This is a genomic window from Arthrobacter arabinosi (genome assembly GCF_054511115.1).
Window position 1 is genome coordinate 542,993 of the sequence record NZ_JBTNDF010000002.1, and the last position, 14,058, is coordinate 557,050.

Here is a 14,058-nt window from a genome sequence, read left to right on the forward strand (position 1 = left end):
CGTTCTGGGTATGAACACTAACCCAGCAACCTCCTCTAGGAGGACACCGGCCCCAGAAACCACCGAACAACTCACAAGTAAGGACGCGGGCCGACAGGCTTTGCGGCAGCAGACTCCCGGGCGAACCCTGTTCGTCATTGACATCGAAAACATGGTTGGTAGCGGCACCGCGCTCACTGCACCTCAGGTCGGTAAAGTACAAATTCGCATCAACGCCGCCGTCACCTTCATGGCCGGCGACCACACCGTTATCGCCTCCAACCAGAACAACGCCGCAGTAGTGTGCTTCACCTGGAAGGGTCCCGCATGCCGCAAGATCCGCTCCGGCAAGGATGGAGCTGATCAAGCACTGCTTGAGGATTTGAATGACCCAACCTGGGTCGCTAGTCATTACGATCACGTCGTCATCGCCTCGGGTGACCACGCCTTCGCGAACACCGTTGCCGCAATCAAGTCTGCTGGCTGCCCGGTTACCGTCATCGCCCCCAATGTCGGCCTGTCCAAGCGCATGCGTTTGGCGGCCGGCCCCGATTTGGTCCCTTTGGGTTCGCCATTCCCCACCAGCATCACCACCACACTTCGCACCGTTCAGGAGACCGCATGATTACCACCGGCTTGAGCCTGAATAAGGCACAAATCGCTGAGCTCGGCGGTGTGAGCCGTCCCGCGGCCACCAAATGGGCCAGCGCTGAGGACTTCCCCAAGCCCGTGCCAGGTATAGGTACACCCAACAGTCCCCGCTACAGAGCGGACGAAGTCCGTGCCTGGATGAAAGCGAACGGCAAAAAGATTGCCGGCGACGACGCATACCGGGCCCTATGGGCTGCAATGAATGCTTGGCGAGACCATGGGCTCGACTACCGTGGCGGCGTCAGCGTAGTGACTTCCCTCATCGCGTGGCGTTACGTATCCGATCCAGCCTCCCCTGGTTTCTGCAGGGACCTGCCTGCGGAGTTCCGTTGGCAGTCCTGGCGCAACTGGACGACCAACAGTCCGTTGGAAGAAATTCAGCGCGGCATGGAGTACTTCGAGCGTGAGACAGACAAGCGGGGCCTCTTCGACTCCCTCAAGGACAGCACTGTGGTACGCAATCCGCGTGACCTGAGGGAATCCCTCTACCCGGTACTGGATGCCCTCGGCATGATCGGACCCGACGCCTTCGGCGAGACTTTCGAAGCCTTTTATGACCGTGTGACCGAAGCCACGGGCAAATCAGCCGGAGAGTTCGCAACCAGCAAAGATTTGGTCGAACTAGCAGCCCACGCTATGGCTGATATCCCTGGCCCTGTCCATGACCCAGTGGCCGGCACTGGAAGACTGCTGCTAACCGCTGCAAAAGAAGGCACCCACCGCGTTCACGTGACCGGTCAGGAAATTAATGGGTCCAGCCGCTCCATGGCACTGCAGCGCGCCCTGCTCTCCGGCGTGGACAACTTCGACGTGTACCTGGGCGACACCCTATCCAACGACGCGTTTGCCGAAGGCCACGCACAAGTCGTGGTGATGAACCCGCCATACGGCCTACGTAACCCCGCACGAGACCTGACCTGGGACCAACGGTTCATTTTTGGCGCTCCGAAGCGAGTACTGGATCTTGCCTGGCCCCAAATTGGTATCTGGCACCTGGGCCCCGGCGGACGCTGTGCCTGCTACCTGCCCACCGGCAGCCTCTTCCGCGGCGGAGAAGAAGCTCAAATCCGCCAGAACATGCTCAAATCCGGTAGCGTCGAAGCAATCGTAGCCCTTCCCGCAGGCATGGCAATCGCTACCTCGATTCCACTGACCCTTTGGATCCTGGCCCGACCGGGCGAGGCCGCTGATCCTGAACGGGTACTGCTCATCGACCAAACAGACCACGGCGATCGACTGGATCGGACAACGGTTACGGTCGATATTCCTGCAATCGCTGAAGCACTTCAGGCCTGGCGGCGGGAGCAAACAGTGCCCGCAAGTATGCCTGCGACCGCGATAAGCGTAAAGGACATTCTGGTTGCTGGAGGCGACCTCACACCACACCGGTGGATGAAATCACCTGCGGAGGCACCAGAGGCCACCAACGTGCGCGATCAGCTCGCAGCACTAAGCCAAGCCACCCGTGCGCTATCTGATCTGCAACTGCAGACCAGTGTCGAGATCAAAACCCGCACAGCACCTGTCGCTCAAACGACGGTGGGTCAGCTGATAAAAGACGGCCGTATCGAGCAGCTTCGCCCCAAGTACCGCGTCCCCGAATCAGACCTATCTAATACCGAAGGCACCCCCGTGGTCACCGGAAACTGGATACGCCGGTCGGGGCCAGTCGAAAGCTTCGTCGACACTGCACTTGTCGAACAGCCGGTATTCACCAAACCCGGGGACGTCTTGGTGCAGACCCTCGGTGGTCTGGCATCACGCGTGGACGAGGAGGGCGGCAAAATTCTTCACGCCCCCACATACCAGTTGCTTCGTGTGCTCGACGAGAACCTGATCCCGGGCTATCTTGCCGAGATCATCTCCACCGAGCACAACCTGAACTCTCACTCCCAAGGTGTTTCTCAGCGACGGGTCAAGATTACTGACCTGCCAGTTCCGCTTCTTCCACGCGCCGAGCAGGATGCCCTCGTAGCACTGCTAACCGAAACCCGCGCGCTAACCGAAACGGCGAAGACACTAGCAGCCAGGGCGCAAGCAACACGCAATATCTTGGCGGAAGCAGTCGCCGCCGGAGCCGTTCATGTCACCAAAATCTAATCCGCAGACACGATATCTGGGCGCGCTTTCAACCGAAGCTCCGCAACGGCGCGCCCTGGAACCAACGGCTGGCGGCAGAACAGCCGTTCCGCAGAGGCAACCCATGATTAAGTATTCAGTGCAGCAAGCCGCCATCCGAGGGGAAACCAAATGACCAAGCCCGACGCCAACTTCGTCTGGGGAATCGCCGACCTACTCCGCGGCCCATTCAAACCCAATGAGTATGGAACTGTGATCCTGCCGTTCACCGTACTTGCCCGTCTGGACGCAGTCCTAGCCCCCACCAAAGACAAGGTGCTAGCGGTCCTGCCCTCAACGCAAGGACAGCCCGATCTGCTACGGGACCGGATCTTGACACGTGCCTCAGGCCAAAAGTTCTACAACACTTCCCAATACACGCTTACCGACCTTGGTGACCCCAACAACCTGGCGGATAACCTCGAGAATTATGTTGAGGGGTTCGACGAAGACACGCGGGAAATCTTTACCGACCCCGATATGTTCCGGTTCCAAGAAGTCATTGACAAGCTCGCCAAGCATGAGCTTCTCGGCGTGGTTATAGACCGGTTCTCCCAGGTGGACGTCCACCCGGACACCGTCTCAAACTTCGAAATGGGGCAGTTGTTCGAGGATTTGATCCGCCGGTTCATGGAATCCTCCAAGGAGGAGGCGGGCGAGTTCTTCACCCCCAGAGAGGTCATTCAACTAATGGTCAACCTGCTGTTGACCCCGGATTCAGAGGACCTATCGAACCCGCGCAATCTCCGCCAAGTCTACGACCCAACCTGCGGCACCGGCGGAATGCTCTCCGTAGCCGACGAATGGGTGCACAAACACAACCCGGACGCCCGGCTGGTACTCGCTGGTCAGGAGATCAACGGCCGCACGTACGCAATTGCCAAAGCCGACATGCTGATCAAAGGCCAAGACGTTTCCAACATCAAACACGGCAACACCCTGACCAACGACCTGCTGGAGGGCCGCACGTTCTCCTATGCTCTGTCCAACCCTCCGTTTGGTGTCGATTGGAAGCAGAACGAGGCCGCTGTACGTGCCGAGAAGGAGCGGGACGGCGACGACTCCCGGTTCGCAGCAGGTCTACCGCCCGTCTCGGACGGCGCCATGCTGTTTCTTCAACATTTGGTACACAAGCTGCGCTCAGCCGAAGAGGGCGGTGGCCGCGGTGCCATCGTTCTGAATGGCTCCCCGTTGTTCACCGGCGGCGCTGGATCCGCTCCATCAGAGATCCGCCGCTGGCTTATCAAGTCCGACATGGTCGAGGCGATTGTCGGCCTGCCTACCGACATGTTTTACAACACCGGCATCGCTACTTATGTCTGGGTTCTGACAACCAAAAAGGAACCGGAGCGAAAGGGTCGCGTTCAATTGATCGACGCGAGCGGCATGTGGGTGAAGATGCGCAAGGCGCTCGGCTCAAAGCGACGCATGCTTTCCGAAGAAGACATCAAGACCATCACTCGCCTCTACGGGGAGTACGACGAAGCAGACCCAGTTGTTTCCAAGGTCTTCGCTAACGATGACTTCGGTTATCGGACCATCACCATCGAACGTCCCCTCCGGAAGATTTTCCAAGCCACCCCGGAGAACATCGCCGCCGCCATGGCAGCCAAGCCGATCGCGAAGCTTCAAGATGACGAGAGGGGCAACGTTTGTTCCATCTTGGAGCGGCTCCCGCCGGAAACGGTTTACACCAATGAGAACGCCTTCAAGCTTTCGCTCCAGGCCTCCGAACGATCCGTGGGCGTAACCTTGTCGACCCCTGTTAGCAACGCCATAACGAAATCCTTCGCCGTGTCCGACCCCGCCGGCGACTTGGTCAACGACCGCAAAGGCAAGCCCCTATCGGACCCGAAGCTGAGTCACACTGAATCGATACCTTTGGATGAGGACCTCGAGGCCTACATGGCGCGGGAAGTGCTGCCTTGGGCACCCGACGCTTGGGTGGCAAACCCGCACGGCACCATCGGTTACGAAGTCCCCTTTACCCGGTTGTTTTATACCTATGAGCCGCCCCGGCCCTTGGCCGAAATCGATGCCGACGTCCAGGCCTCGATCGCCAAGATCGAAGCACTTTTCGCCGAGGTGAAAGCATGAATCAGAAGGTTCCAGCAGGACCTCCGTGGCAGGTACAGCTTCCTGAGGGGTGGTCGGTAGCGCCACTTCGCGTCCTGGGCTGTGAGGTCAAAAAGCCGAATGAGGGAATGGCTGAAGCCAATTTACTCTCGCTGTCGTACGGAAAGTTGAAGCAGAAAGACATTGAGTCCCCAGACGGGCTAGTGCCCGCAAGCTACGTGACGTACAACATTGTTGAACCAGGTGATGTCGTATTCCGTTTTACCGATCTGCAGAATGACAAGCGAAGTCTCCGATCGGCCTTGGCAGATCAGGCCGGCATCATCACTTCTGCATACGTGACGTTCAGGCCACAAAGCGTACAGCCACGATTTTTCGCATACCTCATGCGGTGCTACGACCAGGCGAAGGTCTTCTATTCGTTCGGCGGAGGTGTCCGGCAGTCTTTGACATTCGAGGACGTTAAGAACCTTCCGTGCGTCGTTTCACCTCTGCCCATGCAAACTGTCATTGCGGACTTCTTGGATAGGGAGACCGCTCAAATGGACGCCATGATCGCCGCCCAAGAGGCTCTTGTCGGCGGCCTTCTTGAGCGCCGCCGCGCGTTGATACGGCATGCAGTTACCGAAGGCGTGCAAGGGGAACCGCTTATCGATTCCGGTTATGCGACTCTTGGCCCCATGCCAGCATCATGGGCCGTTCGGCCTGTCCGGTCTGTACTAAAGTCCTTGGACAGCCGACGGATTCCGCTGAGTACAACCGAACGAGCAGATTTTGGCGGTGATTACCCCTACTACGGGGCTTCTGGGATCATCGATTACGTCGCTGACTACCTCTTTGATGAGTCGCTGCTGCTGGTTTCCGAAGACGGGGCCAATCTCCGGATGCGGACCTACCCCATCGCCTTCCCGGCCTCTGGCAGGTACTGGGTGAACAACCACGCACATGTCCTAAGGCCTGTCTTCGGGCCGGTCGAATTTTGGGCCTACAGGATTGACTCGATGGACTTGTCTCCATACATCACCGGGGCAGCGCAGCCGAAGCTCACGGCGGAGGCTTTGATGAATCTTCGCATCACGTGCCCGCGCGACGAAGGCGAGCTTCAGCGCGTAATCGATAGCATCCATGATTCCGTGCATCGGATGGACCGCATGATCGCCGCTGCTCAGGAGTCGATTGAACTGCTTCACGAACGACGAGCCGCTGTCATCGCCGCGGCTGTCACCGGGCGCTTGGACCCGACCACCGGCATCGAAGTTCCCGCCACCGAATTGGAGTTTGCATGAGCACTGCGGCCCACCTGGAAAAGTCAATGGAGGACGGGATTTGCGAGTCCCTCTCCGCCCAAGGATGGTTGTACTCGCCGACCGATGCCGGATACGACCGGGAGCGCGCCCTCTTCCCAGAGGACTTCCTCGCTTGGTTCGCCGACACCCATCCGGACGTGCTGACAAAGGTCTTGGGCGAGCCAGGTTCCACCGGATACGCGGCCCGGCGGGATACCTTCCTCGACGATGCCGTCAAGCGCATGTCCATGCCGGTCGAACAGGGCGGCGGCACACTGAATTTCCTGAAGAACCCGTTCAGGCACGGACAGGGAAAGTTCACCGTCTGCGTGGCACGCCCGGCCGAAGACAAGAACCCGGACCTAGTCGCCAAGTTCGCAGCCATAAGGCTGCGCGTGATGCGCCAGGTGCACTACTCGACATCTCGCCCGAACCGGTCCCTCGACCTGGTGCTGTTCTGCAACGGCATTCCTGTGGGGACCATCGAATTGAAGACTGATTTCACCCAGTCCGTCCAACACGGGGAACTGCAATACGCCCACTCCCGCAAGCCCACAGACCCGGGACGAGACAAGGGCGAGCCACTGCTGACATGGGGCCGGGGCGCCCTCGTGCATTTCGTGGTTACCAATTCGGTGGTATCCATGACCACGAAACTGGACGGCGACAAGACCACCTTCCTCCCGTTCAACAAGGGCTACCAGGAAGGCCCGGGCAACCCGCCATCCACGGACGGCGACGCGACGGCGTACTTCTGGCAGGACATCTTGGACAGGGACATGTTCATTAAGATCCTGATGCGCTACATGCTGGTCGTCACAGAGGACAAGATCGACCCGGCGACCGCGAAGGTCCGGAAATCCACATCCATCCGGTTCCCCCGCTTCCACCAGCTCGACGCCGTGGAGAGGATCGTCGAGGACGTAACGGCCGTTGGCCCCGGTGGCAAGTACCTGATCGAGCATTCAGCGGGCTCCGGCAAGACCTCTACCATTGTGTGGACCGCCCAACGCTTGGCGGCCCTTCATGACACCGATGGCAGAAAGGTTTTTTCCTCGGTCATCGTGGTCACGGATCGCAACGTCCTTGATGGACAAATGACCCGTGCCCTACGCCAACTGGACATGATCTCGTCCCAAATCGCTTCCATCTCGGACGACGACGGGGACTCGAAATCGGTCAAGTTCGTCGACGCACTGAAAAAGCGGACGCCAATCATCGTTGTAACCATCCAGACCGCGCCATTCGCACTGGACCGGCTTCAGGACGAGGCAGCCAAATTCGGCGGCAACTTCGCCGTCATCGCCGACGAGGCTCACTCCTCCCAGTCGGGCAATGCCGCGGCGAAGTTGCGCGAGGTCCTCACGCCTGAAGAGGGCGAAGACCTTGGCGAGGGTGCTGAGATCGGCGCCGATGACATCCTTGCAGCGACCATGGCCCAACGTGCCGAAGCGGCCAACATCTCCTACCTGGCGTTCACCGCCACCCCGAAGGCGAAGACCATTGAACTTTTCGGCCGTGCCACCACCCCCGGCGCTGCCCCGGCTCCCTTCCACCGATACTCGATGCGACAGGCCATCCACGAGGGCTTCATCCTGGATGTGCTACAGAACTATACGCCCTACGACATCGCCGTCCGTTTGATCAAGGATGGACACGACTCGGGCGAAGTCGATGAGGCAACCGCTAAAAAGCAGGTGGGCCGCTGGGTGACCCTGCACCAGCACAACATCACCCAAAAGGTTGGCATCATCGTCGAGCACTTCCGCGACCACGTCGCCGGCCGACTCGCAGGCAACGCGAAGGCCATGGTCGTGTGCTCCTCCCGCAAGGAGGCCGTCCGGTTCCACAAACTACTGTCCAAGTACATCACCGACCGCGGGTACACCGACCTAGCCGCCCTCGTAGCGTTCTCCGGATCCGTCGTGGACGATGAGGTCCTCGGTGACGATGTGCCGGTCACCGAATCGTCGATGAACCCTGGCACCCGCGGGAAGGCGCTGGACGCGGCGTTCAATGGCCCCGATTACCAGGTGATGATCGTAGCCAACAAGTATCAGGTCGGCTTCGACCAGCCCCTGCTGTGTGCAATGTACGTCAACAAGAAGCTCGGTGGCGTCATGGCCGTACAGACTCTGTCCCGGCTTAACCGGACTTACCCTGGTAAAAGCGCCGAGGACGTGTTCGTTCTGGACTTCGTCAACGAAACCGCCCAGATCCTCGAAGCCTTCGACCCGTATTACCGTGGCTCCACTCTCTCTGAGGTGACCGACCTGAACCAAGTCCACATCCTCGCCATGAAGCTCGACGCCGCCCGCCTGTACGACCCCGACGTGTTTGACCGGGCTACTGAAGCCTCCCTTGCCCGCTCCAATAGCCAGATGTATGGCGTCGTCAACCCCATCGCCCACGACTGGAACACACGACACCATCACGCTTCCACCAGCGGAGACGAGACCGGGCAAGAGGTCTTGGAAGCTTTTCGTGCTGATCTTGGAAAGTACGTCAGAACCTATCGGTTCCTCTCCCAGATCGTCGACTACAAGGATCCTGAGCTGGAGAAACGGTCAATCCTCTACGCAGCCCTCGATCGAATCCTCACGGCCCCGCCATCGGCGATCTCCGTGGACCTCTCCGGTCTCGAGATGACCCACTACCGGATCGAAGAGGAGGGAAGCCAGAAGCTGGATCTAGAGACCGGTGAAACGACTCCGCTGACGCCACTCGTGGGTGCGGGCGCGCCCGGACTCAAAGACCCCAAGTATTCCCTGTGGGAGGAGATCGTAGCCTCGATCAACGAGTTCTTTTCCGGGACCGACCTCAGCGACGAGGATGCCATCAAGTACCTGGATGAAACCCTTCGCGCGGCCAAGGGAGATGAGGAGCAGGTCGAGTTGGCGAAGGCCAACACGGATGCCGACTTCTACGGATCCCCCGATGTCCAGGACAGCTTCCTCAATATCGTCCTTGACACCGATTCCCGGCAACAGAAGTTCACTTCGGCGCTGCTCTCCAACAAGGACCGCAACGCTCTTGCCAGGCTTCTGGCGGCTATCCGGTACCGCCGGTACCTTGCTGGTGAAACGGATGAGGATTCGGCGGCATAGGAAGCTCAAAGGGGCGGGCATCCGCTGCCCGCCCCTTTGGGTTACCACACCCAGCCTGACGCCTCCACCAGGCCGTCACCAATGTCATGACACAGAACAACTAGTCAGGAGTTGTTGTGGATGTAGCCGCTTTTGTCATCGCGTGCTTTGGTGCCGTGCTCGCAGTCTTGTCGCTGGGTTGGCAGATTGCTGCATGGATGCTTGAGGGGCGACGGGTGCGGGTTGTTCTTAGCCATGGTGCCTTTGGTGCCCACGGTGCCGCTGTCGGCGCCGTTGAGCGCGACGGACAGCCAAAAGACCTACGCAACGTAAGAGCGCAGGGCTTCACCGACGAGGAAGTTGTTGGCATCACTGTCACGAACATTGGGCGGGCTCCGGTAACTGTCAGCAAATACTCGGTGGTCCTGCTTGGCGGCGCCCTTTCCTTCAGTCCCTTGGCTGATCGTCTTGGGCCCTCGTTCCCGCACCGACTCGAGCCTGGCGACTCGGATTCCTGGTATGCGCGAATGTCCGATGTGCACGCCCTAGTTAGTGCGGCCAATACTCTAAAACCGGTGTCCCGTCCACGGATTGCGATGGAAGTAGAACTAGGCACTGGGGACAAAAAACGAACGGCAAGAGCCCTGTCCGTCTCGTCCTAAGAGGAGCGCCGGCACCATGCCGGCGATCTTCAGCCCTAGTGGCGACCGATGCGTACGGGCACTCAGCCCAGGCCGTGAAACGGGCAGGGCCTGTTTCATCAGTTACGGCGCCCACTCGATCAGCGGTGCATTGGCAGGCACGTAAAGCGGCCCTTCGCATTTAGGCGTGGTTGGTTCGTTTGGCGCGGTAGGGGCGGTGGCCGCCGGCGGCGAGTAGGCAGCGGAGTCTGTAGTTGGTGAAGTTGCGGAAGCCGCGGGCGATCCGGCGGGTGGTTTCGATGACGCCGTTGATGGCCTCGGTGGGTCCGTTGGACGCGCCGTTGGTGTCGAAGTAGGCCAGGATCGCGGTCTTCCAGTGCCGCAGGGTCCGGCCCAGGCGGGCAATCTCGGGGATGGGACAGCTCGGGAATGCGGTGAGGATTCCGGCGACCAGGGCCCGGCCCGTCTCGGGCTTGGCATGATAGATGGAGCGCAGCTGCTGGTAGCACTGCCAGGCGAGGGTCACCTCGTGGTCCGGGTCCCCGAGGACGAGCTTGGTATCCAAGCGGGCGATTTGCTTGTCGGTGAGGTGCTCGGCGCCGCATTGCAGGGTCCGGCGGATCCCGTAGAGCGGATCACCTCTGCGTCCGCGGTGTCCCAGGGTGTCCTGCTGGACGCGGCGGCGGACCTCATCGACCATGGCCGAGCCGAGCTTCACGACGTGGATCGCGTCCAAAACCGTGATGGCCGCCGGGAGTTCATCGCGGATCGCATTGGCGTAGCCGCGGAACGGATCCAAGGCTGCGGTCCAGATGTTGGCCGTGAAGTCGACGCCCTGGCCTGTGAGCCAGTTTGCGTAGGCCTTCCCGGAGCGTCCCGGAACAAGATCCAGCAGCCTGGCGTGAACAGCGCCGTCCGCGTCGAGGGTGTGATCCACGATGCCGGTGACCATGCCCGTGCCGGGCGGGCCGGTATGGCACCAGACGTGCTCGTCCACGCCGAGCGCATTGACCCCGCTGAGCCGGCCGGTGGCCGTGGTGCGGCGGGTCGCTTCGGGTCTGATCGCGTTCCAAAGCGTGTGCCAGGAGACGCCGAGCTGGTGAGCCAGCGCCGAGACCGACGTGTCATAGCGCGAGAGTGCGTCGACCGCCCAGCCGACGGCCCGCGTCGTTAGTCTGGCGCGGGGACTAGCCAACGCGTGCTCCTCGGTGAACGTTGTTTTCGGGCAGCCCGGGTCAGGGCACCGCCAGATGCATTTGGCCCAGATCAGGCGTACCGGCCGAAGCACGGGGTGTCGTGGAGCCGGACCGGGCGGCACCCGTGCCCGACCGCGACGACGCCGCACTCGGGGCAACCGGTGACGTTCTCCCCGGTTTTGACGTCCAGCATCAGGCCGGCCGGCGTTGCCACGACGGAGGTGACGTGAACACCACTGACACCGAGCAACAGGTCAACGCGCGTGCACCAGCGGCTATCGGAACACGACATAGAGTGATTCATGTCAGGGTCTCTTCTGAATTTTGGTTGCTTGGTCGCTACCAATTCAAAGAGGCCCTGACCTCTTTCCTCCCGCACCACGCCGCGCCAGCGATGGCCCAGCCCGCCGCGTCGGCCTCCGACCGTCCTAACCACGCTCATCTACGAAGAGCCGTGTTACCGACTCAATATTTGGCATTCGCGTGTGAGTGCACCGCCGTCGCACGTCTAGAGACCTGAACGGTTCGGCCTAGGAGAAGCTGGCTGCGTCAAACGAACGAGATGAGCGATACCGTGTGACGAAGAACATCGTTATCTGGAAGGCATACATAGTGGAATCTCACCCCCGCAGCCCCCGAGACCTTTTCGAGGGTCGTCGTCACTACGAAATTCCCGCATTCCAGCGCCCCTACGTGTGGGACGAAGAAAGCCAATGGGCACCGCTGTGGGACGATGTGGTCCGAGTCGCCGAGAGCTACCTCCTCGATAACAGTAAGCCCCCAATCCCCAATCACTTCTTGGGTGCGGTGGTTTACGAGTCGAAAAAGGCCTCGTCCGGTGACGTGACGCGACACGACGTCATCGACGGTCAACAGCGCATGACAACGCTTCAGCTACTCCTCGACGCCACACATGAGGTTGTCACCGAGCGAGGACACGCGAATGAAGCGGAGAAGCTTGAGGAATTGATCCTGAACAAAGCAGCAGCTTTCAAAGGTCGCGTCGAGCGCTTCAAACTGTGGCCGTCCCAGGCAGACCGAGCACCGTTCGCCCATGTAATGGATCCAACCGAACCCTGGAGTGGCGAGCACCGCGTCCTAGAGGCACATCAATTTTTCCGTCGTGAAGCAGAACGCTGGCTGATTGGAGTGGCCGACGAAGAAGGGATCGTTCCGCCCAGCAGCGAGGAACAACGCGCTGAGGAACTATGCGCCACCCTCGAGCATCGACTAGTCGTCGTTGCCATAGATCTGTCGGGTCATGAGAACTCCCAATTGATCTTCGAAACGCTGAACGACCGAGGCACGCCACTGCTAAAGGCCGACCTCATCAAGAACTGGGTTTTCCGCAAAGCTGAAAAGGTTGGCGTTGACGTGGACAAGTGGTCTAGTACTTACTGGGCTGACTTCGACACCGTATGGTGGCGTGACGAGATCTCCCAGGGCAGGCAGAGCCGTTCCCGCGTAGACATCTTCTTACAGTACTGGCTGACAATGCGCCTCCAAGAGGAAGTCAAAGCAGAGCTGGTGTTCAGGGTCTTCGCCGATTACGCAGATTCGAGAATGACGTCTCCCGACGGCGCAGAAGCGTTGATGGCGGAGCTGCGCAAAGACGCTGATACCTACCGGGGTTTAAGCGAGCTCGACAAAACGACACCTGAGGGGCGGTTCCGCTCCCGCGTCATCGAAACCATGGAACTGGCCGCCACGACACCAGTCTTCCTCTGGCTCCTGTCCGATAATCATGCAGTTCCTCGTGATCAGCTTCGGATTGCACTCGATGCTATCGAGAGTTGGGTCATCCGCCGCACGCTCCTGCGGAAGACCGCGAAAGACGTGAACCGCTTCATGGTCGCTATCTTGAAAGCGCTGGGCGGAATCGAGGCGAACGAGGCTGGAACTGCTATCCAGCGCTTCCTCTCGGAACAAACCGCCGAGACCCGCTACTGGCCCTCCGACCAAGAGATGCTTACCGCCCTTCCCGATGTAAAGCTGTACGGGAATATCCGCCAATGGCGGCTCCGAGTGGTACTTGGTGCGGTGGAGCAGCAACTTCGAGGCCAAAGCCACAAACATGAATCGGTGAGCGTCCCCAGTGGATTAGAAATAGAACACATCATGCCTCAGGGATGGCGCACCCATTGGGACTCAACGCCCAAGCTGACCCCTGAGGAAGCAGCTCGCCGCGATCGGCTCGTCAACACAATCGGGAACCTCACACTAGTCACTAAATCGTTGAACGGTTCATTGTCCAACCGTCCTTGGACAGATAATCAAGCAACCGGACTAGTTGACGGCGGTCAGCCAGGTAAGGGCAAGCGAACGCTGCTTGACGCCTTCAGCCTTCTAGTGCTCAATAAAGAAATCGTCCAAAACCACCCTGCGATGTGGACCGAGGAAGACGTTAGAAAGCGCTCAGGGCTGATCACTATAGCGATCACTAGTACTTGGAGTGGGCCCTCAATGGAGGTTCAGGACGCCGCTTTTGAAGCTGCAAGATCCTAGACAGAAATCTGTTCGCCAAGAGATATCGGCGGCTCGAAAGCAATCAGTGCGATAAGGTGAGTAGCTGGGATTAACTAATCCACATCGAGCGCCTCGGGAGTAATAACGGCACAGCATGTACAGGTTCAATTGCTTGATGATCTGAACGGTGAAGAAGCACAGGAAACAGTCCGTTTCGGTGTCGACGGCACCGACTACGAGATCGATCTGACGACGGAGAACACTGAAAAGCTGCGGTCCGTCCTGTCGGAGTATGCGGACAAGGCGCGTAAGGCACGCGGCGGTCGGAAGGGTCAGGGCGGCCAGCATTCGGCATCGACCAGCCGGTCCAAGCGTGAGGACACGCAGCAGATTCGCCAGTGGGCGCAGGACAACGGGTACAGCTCAAGCTCCAGGGGCCGGATCACCCGGTCCATCGTCGACGCGTACAGCGAAGGCCCGAAGTAGGTCGGCCTCCTCACGGTCGCCTGAACGATCAGGGCCGGGACGCCCCGATGAGCGATGCTCATCGGGGCGCTGC

7 protein-coding genes and 1 pseudogene are annotated in these 14,058 nt (G+C 59.8%); 7 read left to right on the plus strand and 1 reads right to left on the minus strand.

Translation table 11 applies throughout. The features are described from left to right. Positions 1-10 precede the first annotated feature (10 nt). From ACX80P_RS06675 to ACX80P_RS06695, 5 genes are all read left to right on the plus strand, one after another. Positions 11-604 (plus strand): NYN domain-containing protein, encoded by a 594-nt coding sequence (locus ACX80P_RS06675; RefSeq protein ID WP_459277276.1) that lies wholly within the window; start codon positions 11-13, stop codon positions 602-604. Beyond that, entirely contained in the window at positions 601-2,730 is a 2,130-nt protein-coding gene (locus ACX80P_RS06680) for an N-6 DNA methylase (RefSeq protein WP_459277277.1), read from the plus strand. Before ACX80P_RS06675 ends, ACX80P_RS06680 begins: the two co-directional genes overlap by 4 nt. Positions 2,731-2,880: 150 nt before the next feature. After that, positions 2,881-4,845: a type I restriction-modification system subunit M gene (locus tag ACX80P_RS06685; protein ID WP_459277278.1), complete on the plus strand. Its 1,965-nt coding sequence runs from the start codon at positions 2,881-2,883 to the stop codon at positions 4,843-4,845. 107 nt (positions 4,846-4,952) lie between these two features. Beyond that, entirely contained in the window at positions 4,953-6,110 is a 1,158-nt protein-coding gene (locus ACX80P_RS06690) for a restriction endonuclease subunit S (RefSeq protein WP_459277279.1), read from the plus strand. After that, a complete protein-coding gene (locus ACX80P_RS06695) occupies positions 6,107-9,217 on the plus strand; it encodes a type I restriction endonuclease subunit R (RefSeq protein WP_459277280.1) in 3,111 nt (1,036 codons plus the stop codon). The genes ACX80P_RS06690 and ACX80P_RS06695 overlap by 4 nt, the downstream gene beginning before the upstream one ends. Before the next feature lie 801 nt (positions 9,218-10,018). Here ACX80P_RS06695 and ACX80P_RS06700 read toward each other — a convergent pair. Continuing rightward, positions 10,019-11,337 (minus strand): annotated as a pseudogene (locus ACX80P_RS06700) (ISL3 family transposase). A 272-nt stretch (positions 11,338-11,609) separates the two neighbouring features. Here ACX80P_RS06700 and ACX80P_RS06705 point away from each other — a divergent pair. Both ACX80P_RS06705 and ACX80P_RS06710 read left to right on the plus strand, forming a co-directional pair. After that, a complete protein-coding gene (locus ACX80P_RS06705) occupies positions 11,610-13,538 on the plus strand; it encodes a DUF262 domain-containing protein (RefSeq protein ID WP_459277281.1) in 1,929 nt (642 codons plus the stop codon). A 102-nt stretch (positions 13,539-13,640) separates the two neighbouring features. Next, on the plus strand, positions 13,641-13,985 hold the full coding sequence (locus ACX80P_RS06710; RefSeq protein ID WP_459277516.1) for a histone-like nucleoid-structuring protein Lsr2: 345 nt from the start codon (positions 13,641-13,643) through the stop codon (positions 13,983-13,985). Positions 13,986-14,058 lie beyond the last annotated feature (73 nt).

Coding starts and splice junctions, on each gene's coding strand:
- ACX80P_RS06675 (WP_459277276.1), top strand. CDS start 11: ATGAACACTAACCCAGCAACCTCCTCTAGGAGGACACCGGCCCCAGAA.
- ACX80P_RS06680 (WP_459277277.1), top strand. CDS start 601: ATGATTACCACCGGCTTGAGCCTGAATAAGGCACAAATCGCTGAGCTC.
- ACX80P_RS06685 (WP_459277278.1), top strand. CDS start 2,881: ATGACCAAGCCCGACGCCAACTTCGTCTGGGGAATCGCCGACCTACTC.
- ACX80P_RS06690 (WP_459277279.1), top strand. CDS start 4,953: ATGGCTGAAGCCAATTTACTCTCGCTGTCGTACGGAAAGTTGAAGCAG.
- ACX80P_RS06695 (WP_459277280.1), top strand. CDS start 6,107: ATGAGCACTGCGGCCCACCTGGAAAAGTCAATGGAGGACGGGATTTGC.